This window comes from Flavobacterium frigidum (assembly GCF_048286795.2).
The window spans coordinates 615784-634618 of sequence record NZ_JBLVPT020000001.1; the positions used below are offsets into that span (position 1 = coordinate 615784).

General features: G+C 35.7%; 15 protein-coding genes. 5 read left to right on the top strand and 10 right to left on the bottom strand.

What is annotated here, in order from left to right; genetic code table 11:
* Nucleotides 1-43: 43 nt before the first annotated feature.
* The 3 genes from amaB to ACNQGB_RS02850 form a co-directional block, all read right to left on the bottom strand.
* Nucleotides 44-1597 carry an L-piperidine-6-carboxylate dehydrogenase gene (gene amaB, locus ACNQGB_RS02840; RefSeq protein ID WP_417945735.1) on the bottom strand — a complete coding sequence of 518 codons (1554 nt, stop codon included), beginning with the start codon at nucleotides 1595-1597 and terminating at the stop codon, nucleotides 44-46.
* Nucleotides 1598-1891: 294 nt separating this feature from the next.
* Nucleotides 1892-2431, bottom strand: coding sequence for a 3-hydroxyanthranilate 3,4-dioxygenase (locus tag ACNQGB_RS02845; RefSeq protein ID WP_309760409.1), 540 nt, complete (start codon nucleotides 2429-2431; stop codon nucleotides 1892-1894).
* Nucleotides 2432-2530: 99 nt separating this feature from the next.
* A complete protein-coding gene (locus ACNQGB_RS02850) occupies nucleotides 2531-3631 on the bottom strand; it encodes an endonuclease/exonuclease/phosphatase family protein (protein WP_472777058.1) in 1101 nt (366 codons plus the stop codon).
* A gap of 258 nt (nucleotides 3632-3889) precedes the next feature.
* Between ACNQGB_RS02850 and ACNQGB_RS02855 the strand changes: the two genes are divergently transcribed.
* From ACNQGB_RS02855 to ACNQGB_RS02865, 3 genes are all read left to right on the top strand, one after another.
* Nucleotides 3890-4786: a S66 peptidase family protein gene (locus ACNQGB_RS02855; RefSeq protein WP_417945680.1), complete on the top strand. Its 897-nt coding sequence runs from the start codon at nucleotides 3890-3892 to the stop codon at nucleotides 4784-4786.
* A 75-nt stretch (nucleotides 4787-4861) separates the two neighbouring features.
* The gene (locus tag ACNQGB_RS02860) at nucleotides 4862-5221 is read left to right on the top strand and encodes a YraN family protein (protein ID WP_417945674.1); all 360 of its coding nucleotides are present in this window, start codon (nucleotides 4862-4864) and stop codon (nucleotides 5219-5221) included.
* Nucleotides 5222-5329: 108 nt separating this feature from the next.
* Nucleotides 5330-5986, top strand: coding sequence for an aspartate kinase (locus tag ACNQGB_RS02865; RefSeq protein ID WP_417945672.1), 657 nt, complete (start codon nucleotides 5330-5332; stop codon nucleotides 5984-5986).
* 8 nt (nucleotides 5987-5994) lie between these two features.
* On the opposite strand, the gene ACNQGB_RS02870 is transcribed toward ACNQGB_RS02865, so the two are convergent.
* The 4 genes from ACNQGB_RS02870 to ACNQGB_RS02885 all read right to left on the bottom strand — a co-directional run bounded on the left by ACNQGB_RS02870 (nucleotide 5995) and on the right by ACNQGB_RS02885 (nucleotide 10674).
* Nucleotides 5995-6288 carry a type II toxin-antitoxin system RelE/ParE family toxin gene (locus ACNQGB_RS02870; protein WP_417945670.1) on the bottom strand — a complete coding sequence of 98 codons (294 nt, stop codon included), beginning with the start codon at nucleotides 6286-6288 and terminating at the stop codon, nucleotides 5995-5997.
* Entirely contained in the window at nucleotides 6279-6503 is a 225-nt protein-coding gene (locus ACNQGB_RS02875) for a hypothetical protein (RefSeq protein WP_417945668.1), read from the bottom strand. The genes ACNQGB_RS02870 and ACNQGB_RS02875 overlap by 10 nt, the downstream gene beginning before the upstream one ends.
* Before the next feature lie 204 nt (nucleotides 6504-6707).
* Entirely contained in the window at nucleotides 6708-10076 is a 3369-nt protein-coding gene (gene mfd / locus ACNQGB_RS02880; RefSeq protein WP_417945666.1) for a transcription-repair coupling factor, read from the bottom strand.
* Complete coding sequence (locus tag ACNQGB_RS02885) at nucleotides 10069-10674, bottom strand: hypothetical protein (protein WP_417945664.1); 606 nt, start codon at nucleotides 10672-10674, stop codon at nucleotides 10069-10071. The genes mfd and ACNQGB_RS02885 overlap by 8 nt, the downstream gene beginning before the upstream one ends.
* 385 nt (nucleotides 10675-11059) lie before the next feature.
* Between ACNQGB_RS02885 and ACNQGB_RS02890 the strand changes: the two genes are divergently transcribed.
* Together ACNQGB_RS02890 and ACNQGB_RS02895 are read left to right on the top strand one after the other, a co-directional pair.
* On the top strand, nucleotides 11060-12010 hold the full coding sequence (locus ACNQGB_RS02890) for an L-threonine 3-dehydrogenase (protein WP_417945662.1): 951 nt from the start codon (nucleotides 11060-11062) through the stop codon (nucleotides 12008-12010).
* A 147-nt stretch (nucleotides 12011-12157) separates the two neighbouring features.
* Nucleotides 12158-13363 carry an NAD(P)/FAD-dependent oxidoreductase gene (locus ACNQGB_RS02895; RefSeq protein WP_417945661.1) on the top strand — a complete coding sequence of 402 codons (1206 nt, stop codon included), beginning with the start codon at nucleotides 12158-12160 and terminating at the stop codon, nucleotides 13361-13363.
* Between the two features lie 61 nt (nucleotides 13364-13424).
* Here the strand turns inward: ACNQGB_RS02895 and ACNQGB_RS02900 are convergent, their stop codons facing one another.
* The 3 genes from ACNQGB_RS02900 to ACNQGB_RS02910 form a co-directional block, all read right to left on the bottom strand.
* Nucleotides 13425-15299, bottom strand: a complete 1875-nt coding sequence (locus ACNQGB_RS02900; protein WP_417945659.1) for a M1 family metallopeptidase — start codon at nucleotides 15297-15299, stop codon at nucleotides 13425-13427.
* 61 nt (nucleotides 15300-15360) lie between these two features.
* Nucleotides 15361-16992 carry a S8 family peptidase gene (locus ACNQGB_RS02905; protein WP_417945657.1) on the bottom strand — a complete coding sequence of 544 codons (1632 nt, stop codon included), beginning with the start codon at nucleotides 16990-16992 and terminating at the stop codon, nucleotides 15361-15363.
* A gap of 177 nt (nucleotides 16993-17169) precedes the next feature.
* Complete coding sequence (locus tag ACNQGB_RS02910) at nucleotides 17170-18831, bottom strand: hypothetical protein (RefSeq protein ID WP_417945655.1); 1662 nt, start codon at nucleotides 18829-18831, stop codon at nucleotides 17170-17172.
* Nucleotides 18832-18835: the final 4 nt, after the last annotated feature.

Here is an 18835-nt window from a genome sequence, read left to right on the forward strand (position 1 = left end):
TTTGAAATATTCAAATTGCCTTTTTTAGTTTGTTCTATTTAATCTACAAATCAAATTTAATTCCTTGTGCTAAGGGCAAGCTTGTGGTGTAATTGATGGTATTGGTTTGACGACGCATGTATACCTTCCAAGCATCAGATCCCGACTCACGTCCGCCACCTGTTTCTTTTTCTCCTCCAAAAGCACCTCCAATTTCGGCACCTGAAGTTCCAATATTTACGTTTGCGATTCCACAATCAGAACCTACAACCGACAAGAATAATTCCGCCTCACGCAAATTATTGGTCATGATTGCAGAAGATAATCCTTGAGCCACACCGTTTTGAATTGCAATGGCATTCTCTACAGTTCCTGAGTATTTCAATAAATATAAAACAGGCGCAAATGTTTCGTGCTGTACAATTTCAAAAGTATTCTCAGCTTCAGCAATTGCTGGTTTTACGTAACAACCACTTTCGTAACCTTCGCCCGAAAGCACGCCTCCTGCTACTAAGATTTTTCCGCCTTCGGCAACAACTTTTGTTAAGGCATTGTTGTACATTTCAACTGCATGAGTATCAATAAGTGGTCCCACATGGTTGTTTTCATCTAAAGGATTTCCAATGCGCAACTGACCGTAGGCTGAAACAACTGCATCTTTTACTGTATCATAAATACTTTCGTGAATTATTAATCGACGTGTCGAAGTACAACGTTGTCCAGCTGTTCCTACTGCTCCAAAAACAGCACCTATAACTGTCATTTTGATATCAGCGTCTGGTGTCACAATAATGGCATTGTTCCCTCCTAATTCTAATAATGATTTTCCAAGACGTCCTGCAACCGCTTGCGCTACGATTTTCCCCATGCGAGTAGAACCAGTAGCCGAGATTAGCGGTACACGTCTATCATTGGTCATCATTTCACCTACTTTATAATCTCCGTTTATCAAACATGAAATTCCTTCTGGTAGATTATTTTCTCTGATTACTTCGGCAATAATATTTTGACAAGCAATCCCACACAACGGTGTTTTTTCAGATGGTTTCCAAACACAAACATCACCACAAATCCATGCTAAAGCCGTGTTCCAAGCCCAAACGGCTACTGGAAAATTAAACGCTGAGATGATTCCAACAACTCCCATTGGGTGGTATTGCTCATACATACGGTGACCTGGACGCTCAGAGTGCATAGTCAATCCATGTAATTGACGAGAAAGACCCACTGCAAAATCACAGATATCGATCATTTCTTGTACTTCGCCATAGCCTTCTTGCAATGATTTTCCCATTTCATAGGAAACTAATTTACCGAGTGCTTCTTTATTTTTACGCAATTTTTCTCCGAACTGGCGCACAATTTCCCCACGTTGTGGCGCTGGCATTGTCTTGAATGTTTTAAAAGCTTCGGTTGCTGTTTGCATTACTTTCTCGTAATCTGCTGCAGTAGTTGTTTTTACTGAAGCAATACGTTGACCATCAACTGGCGAATAACTTTCTAAAATTGCTCCGTTAGAAAAATTATTTATCCCTGTTGATGTTCCCTCGTTTATGGATTGAACGCCTAACTGCGCCAATGCTTCTTTCATTCCGAATTGATCTGCTATTGTTATCATTGTAACTTTTCTATTAAAAATTGTTATATTTTTTCACAAATATATTGATTTGACTTGAAATACAACCTAGTGTCGCTTCAAATTTGCGTATTTATGTCCCTAAAATTTATTTAAAATTTACTTGTATTCCTCTTTCGTTTGTCTAGAAAAATTACATTGGCGATCTAAACTGAAAACAAAATAAACTAGTTTACGAATTTTAATTTTTAGCCCCGGTAGTAGCGGCATCCTTTTATGACTGTTTTTGCAGGAATAAAAGATACAGCGAATGACGGGAATAGCTCCCAATGAAAATTAGTCTTTAGATACAAATTTTGGGTCGGCCTCCATGATTGTGCCACAAGAATCACAAGTTCTCAAGGCAATTGAGTTATAGAAATGTTTAAAATGCGGCAAGAAATCTTTTTCGATATCTTTTAGCTCAAATTTTACTTCGTACAGTTTGTGGTTGCAGTTGTCGCAGTGCCATAAAAGTCCGTCCGTAAATCCTTTCCCAACTCGTTTGCGTTCGATTACTAAACCTATTGAACCCGCTGAACGCACTGGAGAGTGAGGAACATTGGCAGGATGCAAATACATATCGCCCGCGTGGAGTTCCATTTCCTTGCGGACACCCTCTTCTTGAATAACAATTTTTATGGAGCCTTCTAACTGATAAAATAATTCTTCTGTTTCGTTATAATGGTAGTCTTTACGGGCATTTGGCCCTGCAACAAGCATTACAATGTAGTCTCCAGATTCTTGATATAAATTTTTGTTCCCAACTGGTGGTTGGAGTAAATGACGGTTTTCGTCGATCCATTTATTGAGGTTAAACGGTTGTGCTATTGCCATTTTTATGAGTTCAAAGTTACTAAGGCACTAAGGTACTAAGATTTTAAATTATAAGCCATACTAATTTTCTCAACAGCATGAAACCTAAGTGGCTGTGTATCATTTTTCCTTAATCAAATAAATATAAACTGGGAAATGATCGCTGAATCCGATTTCGGTGTTTGAATGTCGAAGCGGATAGCCTTTATATTGTCCGGTTGTTTGTATCAAAAAAGACTTGTTGTAAATTCCGGCTTTCCACAACCGATAACTGGAATAATCAGGTTGTATCAAGGTTTCAGAAACCATGATCTGGTCAAAAATATCCCAAGCATCACGAAAGGCAATGGTTCCAAAACCTTTTTTGGCCATATCCTCGAATGGATTGTAGATTCCAAGCTTAGGTACATCTGCTTTTTTGGCTTTGGCGCCAAGAGCCACTTTGACACTTTTATTGTATGCGCCATCGTTTAAATCGCCTAGTGTTATAATTTTTGCCTGTGGATTTATACGTTGTAGAGAATCGATTATTTTTTTGTTTAAGGTTCCGGCTGCTTCTCGAAACGGGCTTGATTTTTTTTCGCCACCAGACCGTGATGGCCAATGATTAACTATAATATTAATTTCCTCACCCTCCAGAAATCCAGTTACAAGCAATTGATCTCGCGTATATACCCGATAATTTTTTGTACTTACTTGTAATTCATCATCTGTTTTTTCTTCGGTATTGGTCTTTTCAATTTCAGTTGTGCCACTTGCTTTTTTGTAAATGTATAAGGGGATATTGCTGTAACTGGTGGGTTGGAATTTCTTTTTTTGATACAAAAGCGCCACATCAATGCCTCTTTTATCAGGCGAATCAAAGTGAATGATTCCGTATTCTTTCTCAATAAGTTTCGGTTGCTTGACTAGATCTTCCAGTACGCCCCTATTCTCTATTTCGCAACCTCCAATAAAAGTAGGCGCATCGGGGTTTTCGGCAGAACCAATTTCGGCTAAGACACGAGCAAGGTTAGTAAGTTTTTTTTGGTATTTATCATAGGTCCAACGCTGCAATCCTTTGGGAGTCCATTCTTCATCAAAAGTATCAGGATCGTTTATGGTGTCAAAAAGATTTTCAAAATTATAAAACGCAATCGTATGAATGTTGTATTTTTTTGATTGTGCAAGTGCCTGGGTGATCGTAAAAAGGTAAAAAAGAACCCAAACTGTTTTTCTCATAAACAACACTTTTAATGAAAATTTGACCTTACTAACTGTTCTCTATAAAAATAGTCATTTGCATTGAACTTCACGTTATATTCTAATTGCCTATCTTTGATTTTATCAAAACAATACACCAAAGTAAGCAATATTTTAGAAAAGCAATACAGCATGAATCAAAATCGATTTCCTTTTACCAGCCATAATCTTATTTATTATCGCCTGCTTTTGCTTATTTTTATTTTTCAATCGTTAAACAGTCAAGCCCAAAAACACATGATTACACCACCCAATTTACAAAAAGGAGATACCGTTGCAATATTGGCTACAGCCCGAAAAAATGTAGAAGATAATTTAAAACCTGCTATCGATTTGCTACACAGTTGGGGACTTGAAGTAGTAATAGGAAGCACAATTGGACTAGACAACAACCAGCTAGCTGGAACAGATGAGCAACGAGCAGCCGATTTTCAGCAGCAATTAGACAATCCAAATATCAAGGCGATATGGTGTGTAAAAGGCGGTTATGGAACGGTTCGAATAGTTGATTTGTTGGATTTTACTGCTTTTAAAAAACAGCCCAAATGGATTGTTGGTTTTAGTGATGTAACCGTTTTACACAATCATTTAAATACGTTGGGGTTTAAATCCATTCACGGAATTATGCCGATAACTGCTCCAAGAGCCACAACGCAAGCCATTGAAACACTGCGAATGGCATTGTTTGGCGAAAAACTTTCCTACACTGTTCCTCCTTTTGGGAAAAATAAAATAGGAAAAGCTTCCGGAGAATTAGTTGGCGGGAATCTGTCTATTTTGTATAGTTTATTTGGTTCGCCATCAGCAATTGACTGTTCTGATAAAATCTTATTTATTGAAGATTTAGACGAATATTTGTACCATATAGATCGGATGATGATGAACTTGAAACGCAATGGGTGTTTGGAAAGCATTAAAGGAATTGTGGTAGGTTCCATGACTAAAATGAAAGATAATGACATTCCTTGGGGCAAAAACGCTATTGAAATTATTGAAGATGTAACTAAAAAATACAACATTCCCATTTTATATAATTTCCCTGCTGGTCACATTCAAGACAATAGAGCCTTGATTTTGGGGCATACAGTAACACTAGATGTTCAGGAAAAAGGAGGGACGCTTACCTTTGAATAATTAAATTGTTGATTAATGATTTTTTACGGCAGCTATTTCAAATTAAATACTGCAACTGAACACTGATCCCTTTATATGGCAGAACACAACGAACTTGGCAAATTAGGAGAAGAAATGGCTGTCGAATTTCTACGAAAAGACGGGTATACTATCTTACAAACCAACTACACTTTTCAGAAAGCAGAAATTGATATTCTTGCCCAAAAAGAAAACACACTTGCTGTTGTAGAAGTTAAAACGCGTTCTTCTTTGGAATTTGGATTGCCTCAGGATTTTGTTAAACCAAAAAAAATCCAGCTTCTTGTTAAAGCTGTTGATGCCTTTGTAAACGAAAGAGATCTCGATATTGAAGTGCGCTTTGATATCATAGCCATCAATAAAGAAGGCAACTCCTTTGTAATTGAGCATCTTATTGATGCGTTTTATCATTTTTAGTGTTATTTTGTTGTTGTTATATTTGTAACAAATTGTTTTTTTATTTACATTTGTGTTTAATTTGCACACAATTTATGTGTAAAACAACAACCAACTAAAATTTACATCATGAAAACCGTTTCTTCTATCGTTGAAAACTACATCAAAACAAAGCCCTTTTTACTAAATGCATTATCATTAGGCATTATCAACTTGACCTCATTATCAAGAAATATAATGACCGAATTAGAAAGTGATTTTGGCAAAGAAGTGAAACAAGGTGCTGTGGTGATGGCGTTAAAACGACTAACGGAAGAATTAGATTTTAGACTGAATCATAAAATTAATAAGGTTATCAAAAACATTGGTGAAATCACAGTTCGTTCTGCCTTGACGGATTACACCTTTGCTGCATCAGATACAGTACTAAACAAACAAGCCGACTTAATTACAGATATTAATTCGCTTCCTGATATATTTTACACCTCATCCAGAGGGGTAAATGAAACGAATATAGTTGTTAGTAATAGCGTTAATCACTTGGTAGACAAACATTTTTCTACTGAAAAACTGATTCAGAAATTAGATAATCTGGCTTCAATAACCGTAAAATTACCCAAAGAAAACATAGTTGTTCCGGGGATTTACTACTTCATTTTTCAGCGTTTGGCTTGGGAAGGAATTATTATAAACGAAGTGATTTCGACTTCAAATGAGTTCACAATTTTAGTAAGCGAAGAACAGGTTGATGTGGCTTTTAAAGTAATTAAGGATTTGAAGAATTAGATGAGTTTCTAATATTTCGGTTTTTGTTTAGTTCCTTTAAAATTAATTATTTCAATACTTGAATTTTTATAATTTACTCGGTAAACCAAATAGTTATTTTTATCTATTATTGCTTTATGAAGATTTTTATAGGTTTCAGATTTTGGATATAAGTCAGGGAATAGACTAATCTGATTGGCAACTTGGTTGATATTTTCTTCCAATTGCAAAATTTCTCTAAAAGTCCATTCTGCTTCTAAATATTCAATAACAATTGCCAAACCATTATCGGCCTGTGGAGTCCATTTGATCTTTAACGCCATTTAGAAAATCTATTCATAACTGTTTCGTGACTTATAAACTCGTCATTTTCTGCTTGTTTTAAACCGATTTCAATTTCCAGTTTTTCTTCTGAATTCAAATCAGTGAACCAATCTTTTTTACTGGTTTTTAATATAATTTCAAGTTTTTCCAATAAACTTTCGTCAATCGCAGACAACTCCTGAATAAAATTATATTTTCTGGTGGCTAAATTCATAACTTAAAATTTTAGTGTAACAAAGTTATCTTTTTTGATTGTGTTAAAAAAACAAATCTTTAAATTTAACTAACTATTTCATTTTCAAATATTAAAGGGAGTTGATCATAAAGCTATTATGTATTTACTTGTAGAAGCTAAAACATAAAATTAAGGTTTAAATTATAGAACAAGTTAAAACAAAAGGCTGGAAACTGCATTGTATTATTCTCCTCCCAACATCTCCATAAATTCTAGCGCTGTTCTAGTGTTTTTTACATTGTCAAAAGTCAATAGAAGTCGCAAACCAGCCGGGGTTTGTTTTTCTTTCATTTTGCAAATAGAACTGTTTTTTTGCACAAACTGCAAGACTTGATGAAAGCGTTTGGATTGATAGTAATCTGATTGTTGATCCGATATGAAATAACCAATCATCTTGCCTTGTTTCATCACTAATTTTTCGATTCCAATTCGGGTTGCAATCCATTTGATTCGAATGCTATTCATTAACGCTTTGGCACGAGGCGGCATTGGACCAAAACGGTCTATCAACTTATTTTGGAAAACAATCAATTCTTCTTCATTTTTGACTGCGCCTAGTTCATTATACAAACTCAATCGTTCCGATACATTATTGATGTATTCATCTGAAAACAGTAATTCAAAATCGGTATCAATTTGTAAATCTTTGACGTATTCTTTGGTTTCTATGTTGCTTTCCTCGGGATATAAATCCTTAAATTCATTTTCTTTCAATTCATCAATCGCTTCATTCATGATTTTTTGGTAGGTATCAAAACCGATTTCATTGATGAAACCACTTTGCTCTCCTCCTAATAAATCTCCGGCACCACGAATCTCCAAATCTTTCATCGCAATATTAAATCCACTTCCCAACTCACTAAACTGTTCCAAAGCCTGAATTCGTTTTCTGGCATCATCCGTCATCGCAGAATAGGGAGGACAAATAAAATAGCAAAACGCTTTCTTATTGCTTCGTCCTACTCGACCTCGCATTTGATGTAAATCAGACAATCCAAAATTATTCGCGTTATTAATGAAAATCGTATTGGCATTTGGTACATCTAGTCCGCTCTCGATAATCGTAGTTGCCACCAAAACATCGAATTCACCGTTCATAAAAGCCAACATCAGTTCCTCTAGTTTTTTTCCGTCCATTTGGCCATGACCAATACCTACTCTAGCATTGGGCACTAAACGTTGAATCATTCCCGCTACTTCCTTAATGTTTTCGATGCGGTTATTGATGAAAAAAACTTGTCCGTTTCGCTGTATTTCATACGAAATCGCATCGCGAATTACTTCTTCGCTAAAACCAACTACATTCGTCTCAATAGGATAACGATTGGGTGGTGGCGTTGTAATTACAGATAAATCACGCGCAGCCATTAGTGAAAACTGTAATGTTCTTGGAATTGGCGTTGCCGTTAAAGTTAACGTATCGACATTTGCAGCAATCGTTTTCAGTTTGTCTTTTACGTTGACCCCAAATTTTTGTTCCTCATCTACAATCAGCAATCCAAGGTCTTTGAAAACCACATTTTTGTTGACCAATTGATGGGTTCCAATCACAATATCGAGTTTCCCTTCGGCTAATAATTTTAGTGTTTCGGCTTTTTGTTTGGCGGTTCTAAAACGGTTTAAATAACCCACAGAAACGGGCATATCTTTCAATCGTTCCGTAAAAGTTCTATAATGTTGGTACGCTAAAATAGTCGTAGGAACCAAAATTGCAACTTGTTTACTGTTATCCACAGCCTTGAAAGCCGCACGAATGGCAACTTCGGTTTTACCAAAACCCACATCCCCACAAACCAAGCGATCCATTGGGCGATCGCTTTCCATATCGGCTTTAACTTCTGCCGTAGATTTGGTTTGGTCTGGCGTATCTTCATAAATGAAAGAGCTTTCCAGTTCGTTTTGCAAATAACTATCTGGCGCAAACTGGAATCCTTTTTCGAGTCTTCTTTTAGCATACAACTGAATCAAGTTGAATGCAATATGTTTGACTCTAGCCTTGGTTTTTTGTTTTAAAATCTTCCAGGCATTCGACCCCAATTTGTAAATTTTGGGAGGCGTTCCGTCTTTTCCGTTGTATTTTGAAATTTTGTGTAGCGAATGAATACTCACATACACAATATCATTATCGGCATAAACTAGCTTGATGGCTTCTTGTGTTTTGCCTTCGACTTGTATTTTTTGCAACCCTCCAAAGCGTCCAATTCCGTGGTCTATATGCGTTACATAATCCCCTACAGAAAGTGTTGTCAATTCTTTTAAAGTGATATTCTGTTTTTTCGAATAGCCGTTTTTGATGCTGAATTTATGGTAGCGTTCAAATATTTGGTGATCCGTGTAGCAGGTAATTTGGTTTTCATTGTCAATAAATCCTTGGTACAAAGGCAAAACTACCGTGTGGTATTGCTTTCGGATATTCTCAGAATTTGCTTCGTCCAAAGTTTCAAAAATATCATGAAACCGTTTGGCCTGAGCGTCATTGGAACAAAACAAATAATTTTTATACCCGTTGAAATGATTTTCGCTTAGATTATTCAGTAACAAATCAAATTGTTTGTTGAACGACGGTTGTGGCTGAATGTGAAATTCGAATTTTTGGGTAGTTCTGAAAACCGCTTTTGAACTCCATTCGACTATAGAAAAATCCAATGCTCTTTTTATGAACTGAGATTGATTTAAAAATAGTTGTTCTGGAGTTGAACGCTTTATTTCCTGAGACAATTTTGCGAAGGCTTCTTCGGCTTTACCAAATTGTTTGTCTAATTGTGCTAAAAGATCTTCCGTATTCTGAATGAAAAGTACTGTTTTCTCCGAAATGTAATCCAAGAAACTTTCTCTGTTTTCTTGAAAAAATTTATTCTCTACATTGGGGATAATCGTAATCTTCTTTTGCGTTTCAATAGATAATTGCGTGGCTACATCAAAGGTTCGAATGCTTTCTACTTCATCTCCAAAAAACTCGATTCGGTACGGATTATCATTGGAAAACGAAAAAACATCAACGATTCCTCCACGAACCGAAAATTCTCCAGGTTCTGTAATAAAATCAACTCTTTTGAACTCGTATTCAAACAATACTTCGTTGATAAAATCAATTGAAATTTTATCTGCCACAGCAACTTTCAACGTGTTTTTATCTAATTCCTTTCGAGTCACGACTTTCTCAAATAAGGCTTCTGGATAGGAGACAATAACGGCTGGCTTCTTGCGGGAATTGATTCGGTTTAACACTTCGGCGCGAAGCAAAACATTCGCATTATCTGTATCTTCGGTTTCGTAAGGACGACGAAAAGATCCAGGGTAAAATAGTACATCTTGCTCGCCAATCATCTGTTCCAAATCGTTCAAGTAATACGCAGCTTCTTCTTTATTGTTCAAAACAATTAAAAAAGGAAGTTCCGCTTTCTTGAAAATCGACCGAATCACAAATGAAAATGAAGAACCTAGAAGCCCTGTAAGATGCATTTTGACTTGTTTGTTTTCTACTAAACGAGCAACTATTTGTTGTGTTTTAGGCGAATTATCGTAGGTAGTGTATAAAGCTGTTTTACTCAACGCGTGGAATGTTTGGGTCTATTTTAGGTGTATTGGGAATGGCTCTTGAAGTGTCCATCATTCTTAATAAATCAGATTCTCCCTCTTCAATTGGAATTTTACTTTTCTCGACAATTTTATCCATTTGACGTTGTAAGGACACCAATTCTAAGTTAATTTCAGCTACAAGTTGCGTCACTTTTTTATCTGGAATGTTATCTAAATGAATGTACAAATCCAACATTTGTACTTTAGTGATCAAAGTCCCAATTCTGCTTCGTATTTGAGGTTTATCGTATTGAATAGGAATTTGGGCTGTAAGCGCCATTACTTTTTTTGTCAGTGCTTTTGATTTTTGCTGAAAAGCGGCAATCGTTTTTTTAGGTTTTTGTGCCAATTCTGTCAAAAAAATTCGCCACTCGTTCCAACTCGATAAACTATTTTCAGAAGCTACGGTCACTGGCGTGTCATAAAAAATCCAGCCTTTTTGTATGTTTGTTAAAATGACTTCTTTTTTCTGTACCTCTTTCCTGTTTTCAGCAAAGCGTTTTTGATCCTCGTTTTTACAAGAGAACAAAACCAAAATAAGAGAACAGCAAACGGCTAATTTATATTTCATTTTTAATTTCATTAAAGCACAAAGTTACAAACTAAATTTACAATAATGAATTCCAGAAATGGGGAATACTTTCATTGCTGAAACTCACTAAAAGGTACTTAAATTAGTTCGTAAAATGAAAAATAAAGAAACTACAAACACCATTTTGGTTCGAAATAAAAACCAAGATTAGAGATAACTTTTTGGTAATTATTTAAAAAACGGTTTCCTGATTATTCTTTAAAATTATCATTTCGATAACTCATTTGCATTTATAGTATTTATAAAAAGCCAAAACCGACTAAACCATTTCTATTTTAAAACTATTTTAAGAGTTTTTTAAACTTTTCTATCAAAACTAATTTACTGACGAAAACGTTATATTTGTTTTTCAAAACAGATAACGATGAGTACTAAAATATTAATCATAGGCGCTTGTGGCCAAATAGGAACAGAGCTTACGCAAAAGTTACGCTCGATTTACGGAACCGAAAATGTAATTGCATCAGACATTCGAAAATTAAATACCGATGTGGTCAATTCGGGTCCATTTGAAGTAGTGAATGCACTAGATTTCAATCAAATTGAGCATTTAGTTGAAGTACACCAAATCACTGATGTGTATTTAATGGCAGCACTTTTATCCGCTACAGCCGAGAAAAACCCAGCATTTGCTTGGGACTTGAATATGAACTCCTTGTTTCATGTTTTGAATTTGGCGAAAGCCGGAAAAATAAAAAAAATATTTTGGCCTTCGAGTATTGCCGTTTTTGGACCAACAACTCCTAAAGAAAATACACCACAATACACGGTTATGGAGCCTTCAACGGTCTACGGAATAAGCAAACAAGCGGGCGAAAGATGGTGCGAATACTACCATAATATCTTTGGGGTAGATGTACGAAGCATCCGTTATCCGGGTTTAATCAGCTGGTCATCTCCTCCTGGCGGAGGAACTACAGATTATGCTGTGGATATTTTTCATAAAGCGCTAGCCGACAAAAAATACGAGTGTTTTTTATCCTCAGAAACCAAAATGCCGATGATGTACATGGACGATGCTATTGCGGCAACCATCCAAATCATGCAAGCGCCTGCTGAAAAAATTAAAATTCGATCTTCATACAATTTGGCAGCTATGAGTTTTACACCTACTGAGATTGCTGCCGAAATCCAAAAGCACATTCCTGAATTTACCATTTCGTACCAACCTGACTTTCGCCAAAAAATAGCCAACAGCTGGCCAGCCAGTATTGATGATACTAGTGCTCGTGAAGACTGGAACTGGAAACATGAATTTGATTTAGAATCAATGACAGTGGACATGTTAAAAAATTTGAGTGCCGAAAAAGCATAATGTTTTTATTTATATAGTTTTCGGGTTTTAAAAAATTAGTGTGAAAATCTAGTTTTTTGAAACCTGTTTTTTTTAATACTCTTTTGTTTTTTTTATTAATCATTATATAAAAAAAATTTAGTTAAATTTGATTAAAGCCTCAGCGCCATGAAACTAAAATCAAGTGAACCTTTTTGGTTGGTAAAAAACGGAATCATCAACTCGTATCCGTCATTAAGAGAAAATCTGGACACAGAAATTTTAATCGTAGGCGGTGGAATAACCGGAAGTCTCATAGCCCATCAATGTATGGCGGACGGTTTTAAAACCATATTAATTGACCGGCGGGAAATAGGTCATGGAAGCACATCGGCAACGACATCGATGTTGCAATATGAGATTGACGTTCCTTTGTACCAACTTATAGATTTGATTGGTGAAAAAGCTGCCGTTGAAAGCTACTGGGCGTGCTATAAATCGATTGATGATTTAAAAAAAATAGTGCAAGAAGTAAAATCTGATTGTGGATTCGAGAAAAAGGAATCGCTTTATTTTGCTGCTTTAAAAAAAGATGTTGGCTGGTTAAAAAAAGAATTCGAGGCGCGAAAAAAAATTGGAATGCCTGTAAAATGGCTCGAAGCCGAGGAAATTGATAAAAAATTTCACATCAAACATTCGCATGGTGGAATCTTATCCGAACAAGGCGGTAGCATCGATGCTTTCCGATTAGCCCATGATATTCTAGCATACAATCACGAAAAAGGTTTACATATTTTTGATAAAACCGATATCAAAAAAGTTACATACAAACAAAATGGCATAACTGTTCTAACAGAACATGGAACTACCATTACCGCTAAAAAGATAATCTACTGCAACGGTTTTGAAAGCACCGAAATCATTAAAGACAAGTTTGTAAAATTACTTTCTACTTATGCCATTGTGGGCGAACGTTTTGAAGACAATCAATCGCATCTTAACGACACGCTATTTTGGAATACCGCGGAACCTTACATGTATATGCGAACCACGGATGATAATCGATTGCTTATTGGCGGAGAAGATGAAGCTTTTGTCGACGCTGCAAAAAGAGATTCCTTACTCAACGACAAGTCTGATAAGTTGACTACATATCTGAAGAAAATCTTACCTGATTATGATTTCAGAATGGATTTTGTTTGGGCGGGTACATTTGGCGAAACCAAAGATGGATTGCCTTATATTGGCAAACATCCTAATTTTACAAGTGCTTATTTTGTTTTGGGCTTTGGCGGAAACGGCATTACATTTTCAGTAATTGGAATGGAACTTGTTTCTGAAATGTTGAAAAACAAGAAACATCCTTTAGCTGAAAATTTTAAATTTAGAAGATAATTTTCAATAGAAACTCCTAAGTATACTGCATAAAAAAAGCCCTTTTCAGGGCTTTTAAATTTTACTTTACTTCGTATGTGTTATTTTCTTTTTTTAAATCTGCCATTAAACCGCTTGGGTCAATGGTGATTTTCTTAATAGAAGCTTTTGGTTTAGCAATGCTAAGCTCATACGTTGGGTACGCCCAGGCCCAGTCCGAAAGTACTGTTCTTTTTACAGCTACATTCGGGTTTGGTTTTTCGAAACTCATCATTCGCAATGGAACGTAAAAACTTTCCATGGTTCCATCATTATATTCCACCAATAAATCAATTGGCATTGGCATTCTACCCATTCGTTCCAAAACTACCTTAGTTTGTCCTGCAGTTTCAGATACTTCTTTAATACCGTAATCAATCGTATTTGTGGTTTGTGTCCAATCTGTTAAATACCAATCTAAGTTTGCTCCAGAGATTCTCTCGGCAGATCTTTTGATATCATTGGGTGTAGGGTGCTTGAATTTAAAATCGCTATAATATTTTTTCAACGTTTTCATCAAATTCTCTTTTCCTATCAAATACATCAATTGGGTTAGGAATAATTCGCCTTTACTATATGATGTTATGCTGTACACTCTATTTTCGTCAAAACGATCTGCGTGTGTTCCCTGAGGCAATTCTTTTCCTGAATTTACCATCGAAAAATATCCTGTATACGCACCCGAAAATGGGTTTTCTACTTTTTTATCGGCAATCGCGTCCAGTCCAAAATCTTCCAAAAATGAAGTAAATCCTTCGTCCATCCAACCGTGCTTCGATTCGTTTGAAGCTAACACATGCTGGAACCATGAATGCGCCATTTCGTGTGCCGTTACACCAAGCAAACCTTCAAACGTGCCTTGTCCTAAAATCAAAGTACACATGGCATATTCCATTCCGCCATCGCCACCTTGAATTACGGAGTACTGCTTATATGGATAATCGCCAACTGTTTTGTTGTAAATCTCCATTAACTGTACTGTTTTTGGTTGTAAATTTTTCCAGTTCTGAATAAACTGTGGGTTGTTTTTATACAAGAAATGGATGTCGACACCATTAGGTCCTTTCGCCACATCGTGAATATAATCCTTATCTGCTGCCCAAGTAAAATCATGAACCATAGGTGCATTAAAATGCCATGTTAACGTTTTTGCTTTCTTTGGCACATTGACCACAACTCCTTGATCTTGGTACCCAAAACCAATTTCATTTTTGTTTTGTAAGTAGCCCGTACCGCCTAGAACGTAGTTTTTATCGATCGTGATTTTGACATCAAAATTTCCCCAAACACCGTGAAATTCTCTGGCGATATACGGATCAGCATGCCAACCTTCAAAATCAAATTCCGCAAGTTTTGGATACCATTGTGCCATTGATAGTTCTACACCTTCGGCATTATTTCGACCGGAGCGACGTATTTGAATCGGAACTTGACCATCAAAATCAAGTGTGAATGTTGTTTTTGAATTGGGTAAAATAGGTTGAGCCAAAGTAACCTCTAGAATAGTTCCTACTTCTTTTGCAACAGCAACTGCACCATCTTGTTTGAAATTCGCAATTCGCAAATAGCCCATTTCATTAGGCTTCAAATTCTTGATGCGGCTTTCTTTGATTTCCTTATCGCCTACTTTTATTTTTGAGACCATTCTGCCGTCTGGATCTTTGATGCTTTGAATTCTCGCATCCATTTCGCTTCCTGGTTGGAAGGCATTATTAAAAAGATGGTAATATACTTTTCTTAATGTATCTGGCGAATTATTGGTATAAACCAATTCTTGTTTTCCTTTGTATTGGTAGGTTTTTACATCCATGGAAACCTCCAGTTTGTAATCTACATGCTGTTGCCAATAGGTATTACTTTGCGCAAACAAACTCGTAAAACTTACTGTTAAAAACGAAAATAAAACTATTTTTTTCATAATTAGTTGAAATAAAAATGGAAGGACAATTTGTCCTTCCATGAATTAAATTTTTAAAATGTTACTTTTTGGACATTTTTTCAGCCATCAATAAAGCATTGTAGGCATTTACAATTTTACCAGATTTGGATAATGTTGCAAAAGAACGAACATCTCCAGCTTTACCTCCAACAATTACATCGGTTGTGATAGCAACACCAGAGTCCATTAAAATATATTTCACTTGCTTAGCTGTTAACTTTGGATAATAAGAACGAATCAAAGCAGCAACTCCAGCGGTATTAGGCGCAGCCATTGAAGTACCTTGTAAGTATTGGTATTCGTTGTTTGGAGTGGTTGCATAAATTTTTACTCCCGGCGCAAAAACATCTACATTCAGTTTCCCGATGTTTGAAAAACGAGCCACAACTTTGTCTCCGTATTCAAAATTTAATGCTCCAATCGTAATTACATTATCCGCAAACTCTTTTACTTTATCCTCCGAGTCATTTGGGAAATTCTCAGCAAAATCAATATCTTTTGCGTCATTTCCTGCAGCATGTACAAACAATACATCTTTTTTCTCTGCATATTTTAAAGCATCATACACCCATTGTCTGTGCGGTGAAAAGCTTTTTCCAAAACTTCCGTTGATTACTTTAGCACCATTATCAACAGCATAACGTATCCCCAATGCAATGTCTTTATCATACTCATCACCATCTGGTACGGCACGAACAGTTAAAATTTGAACATTATTGGCAACTCCGTCTCCACCTAAATTGTTGTATCTAGACTGAGCCACAATTCCCGCTACGTGCGTTCCGTGCAATATTTCGTTTTTGTCTGGACCCATTACATTATTATTACCATATTTAGTATCGGTAATATCGTTAGGATTATCGCCTACAACTTTACGGTAATCTGTTTTAAGATTGTCACCATTAATAAGGGCCTCTTGCGCCTCTTTTTGTTTTTGAACCGCTACCTTAAGTTCAGCAACTGGTAATCCATACCCTAACATTTGTAGCATTGTAGCTTTACTTTTAAGCAAGTCCTGATCTTGAGTGTCAATTGTCTTCACCTCATCAACAGTATATACCGCTTTACCCAAATGTTTTGCAACAGCGGCATCACTTGATGCTAGTGTTTCAATCATTTTTGTAGATCGTTCTTTCACTGTAGCTGCCTCAGCAACTTTTTTGTCATTTAAAGCCTTGGCTTCTTGGTATGTTTTTTCATCTACCAATGATTTATCCTTGATGATTCTTTCGTATTCCAAATTTTCCTTAGTACTGTCTCCTAAGAAATTCCAACCGTGCATGTCATCAATATAACCGTTTTTGTCATCATCAATTCCGTTACCCGCAATTTCTTTGGCATTGGTCCAAAGTACTGATTTTAAATCCTCGTGTTCTATATCAACACCAGAATCTACGATACCTACAATAACGGGCACCCCTTTTTTTCCTTTTAGCAATTCAGCGTATGCTCTGTCAACACTCATTCCAGGAATGGTATCGGTTACAATATCCAAGTGACTCCAACGTTTCAAATCGTTTTCAGCAAGTGGTGCTTTTTTCTTAATATTTAAGGGAGCTGTTATTGCAGTAAAACTTGACGTACTAGCACTAGTTACTTGTTTTGCTGTTCCACATCCTACCAATGCTAAAAAAGCAAAAGCAGAAATGTAAATGGGTTTAATGGTATTCATTCGTTTGTTTTTATTAATTTTTGAAATATTGGACTAAAATAATTGATTTTGTCAAACAAATAAAAGGATTAACAGTACATTAAGAAAATATAAACGTAGTTTTTATTTGATAAGATTCAAAAAAATAAAAAAAGCTACCCTTTACAGGTAGCTTCGATCTTGTGTTTAATCGCATTATTAATTACCGCACATTGCTGTATAATCATCAAACATCTTGATGTAAGTTTCTTTATTTTCAAAATTGTAAAGTCCATTATTGATGTTTTCAATCATTTTAGGACAATCTGAGAAATATTCCCTTAATTCTTTTTTTCTACCAATTAAAACAGCTGGACTGAAAAATTCATCTTGAATTTGCTTCTTCAAAACATAAGCATCTTGAGGGAAAAACTCATGAAATACTGATATTTTTTCTCCTTTTTTAATTTCTTCAAACAAAGAATATCTTTTTGTATTTACATCAGATGTAAGACCTACGCCTTTACCTGTTTGACCAGCTATGTAGAAATGACCTTCATTATCTTTGATAGTAACCACTTTTTTCAAGTTAGTACGTTCTGGTTTTTTCTGTCCTTCAATGGTAATTCTAACTGTACTTTTATCCGAACCAATCCCATTTGCTAGAGCACGAAGAGCTGAAACTTGCGACTCTGTTCTTAAGTCTACCATCTCCGGATAATCACTAATAATTCTTACTTTACCTTTAAAAGCCTTACCGTCTACATCTACAACTTCACCATCAAATTCAGCATATCTAAAAGCCGTTGCAGCCTTTTTGTATGATGGTAAATTAGGCTCTGTTTGCATCGCCTCTAACGTAGTCGCTTTTTCTGTGGTTTTTTTGTATGTATCAATATTAGCAGCGAGGTTTGTTAAAAAAGGATGGTGTGTACGCATTCCTAAAAAGCTTTTTTCATTTTCCTTTACTCCATCAAAATATTTTGAAGCTTCTTCAACTTGACCTAAGAGTAAATTGGTTGTAGCCAAATTATAATAAGCGCTAAAACGAACTTTTTTCTGAAGGTCCTCGTCATTTTTATCTTCAAAAGCTAAATATTCTTTCCAATAGTTTTGAGCTTCTCCAAATAAACTTGGCCAATCCGCTCTATCTACATCGACTAAAGTTGGTAGTACTTGAACCGATTGATTGAACTCATCTGGATTAAAAGTTGATTTTGATTTCTTTTTCTTCTCAATATCAAAATAACGCAAACCAGAAACTTCTGGACCATACAAATAGAAACCTTCGAACTCTTCTAACATCGAGTAGAAATTATTAGTCAATATTTTTATTACTAAAGCTTCATAACTATACATTGGATCTGTTACATACATATTAACTTTTGGACTTGTATACCTTTTATAAATAACCTTGCCCGTTTTATCCATAATCTCAAGGTTAGACTCCATGCCTAAATAATATGCTGGAGATTTTTGATAATAGGTTTGTACGTAATCTTCGTCATTAATAGACTCAAATCGGGAAACAGTATATTTAATTTTAAAGTCTCCATCATTCGTTTTTTTCAAACCTGAAATAAAGAAGATGTTATTTATTTTTTCACTTGAATATGGAATTTTTCTAAATCCGAAACTATCTTCAATACCTGTTGATAAATCTAGTTTGATTTCATAGGTTTTATAGTTGCCATATTGTTTGTCAACAGGAGCCTCAGGACCTCTTAAATTCAGGGTGTTTTTTCTTTCTTCATCTTGACCAACTGGCGTACTTGCATTTTCCACTTTACTAATCATCTTGCCAAGTGAAAACTGACTGTATGCATTACAACTTAATAATGTAAAGGCTCCTATTAAAGCTAGTTTTGTAATTTTTTTCATATGC

Bases quoted from the DNA above. Each gene is read 5' to 3' on its own strand.
- ACNQGB_RS02875 (WP_417945668.1), bottom strand. From the start codon at position 6,503: ATGAATTTAGCCACCAGAAAATATAATTTTATTCAGGAGTTGTCTGCG.
- ACNQGB_RS02860 (WP_417945674.1), top strand. From the start codon at position 4,862: ATGGCAGAACACAACGAACTTGGCAAATTAGGAGAAGAAATGGCTGTC.
- amaB (WP_417945735.1), bottom strand. From the start codon at position 1,597: ATGATAACAATAGCAGATCAATTCGGAATGAAAGAAGCATTGGCGCAG.
- ACNQGB_RS02865 (WP_417945672.1), top strand. From the start codon at position 5,330: ATGAAAACCGTTTCTTCTATCGTTGAAAACTACATCAAAACAAAGCCC.
- ACNQGB_RS02870 (WP_417945670.1), bottom strand. From the start codon at position 6,288: ATGGCGTTAAAGATCAAATGGACTCCACAGGCCGATAATGGTTTGGCA.
- ACNQGB_RS02900 (WP_417945659.1), bottom strand. From the start codon at position 15,299: ATGAAAAAAATAGTTTTATTTTCGTTTTTAACAGTAAGTTTTACGAGT.
- ACNQGB_RS02845 (WP_309760409.1), bottom strand. From the start codon at position 2,431: ATGGCAATAGCACAACCGTTTAACCTCAATAAATGGATCGACGAAAAC.
- ACNQGB_RS02890 (WP_417945662.1), top strand. From the start codon at position 11,060: ATGAGTACTAAAATATTAATCATAGGCGCTTGTGGCCAAATAGGAACA.
- ACNQGB_RS02895 (WP_417945661.1), top strand. From the start codon at position 12,158: ATGAAACTAAAATCAAGTGAACCTTTTTGGTTGGTAAAAAACGGAATC.
- ACNQGB_RS02850 (WP_472777058.1), bottom strand. From the start codon at position 3,631: ATGAGAAAAACAGTTTGGGTTCTTTTTTACCTTTTTACGATCACCCAG.
- ACNQGB_RS02910 (WP_417945655.1), bottom strand. From the start codon at position 18,831: ATGAAAAAAATTACAAAACTAGCTTTAATAGGAGCCTTTACATTATTA.
- ACNQGB_RS02905 (WP_417945657.1), bottom strand. From the start codon at position 16,992: ATGAATACCATTAAACCCATTTACATTTCTGCTTTTGCTTTTTTAGCA.
- ACNQGB_RS02855 (WP_417945680.1), top strand. From the start codon at position 3,890: ATGATTACACCACCCAATTTACAAAAAGGAGATACCGTTGCAATATTG.
- ACNQGB_RS02885 (WP_417945664.1), bottom strand. From the start codon at position 10,674: ATGAAATATAAATTAGCCGTTTGCTGTTCTCTTATTTTGGTTTTGTTC.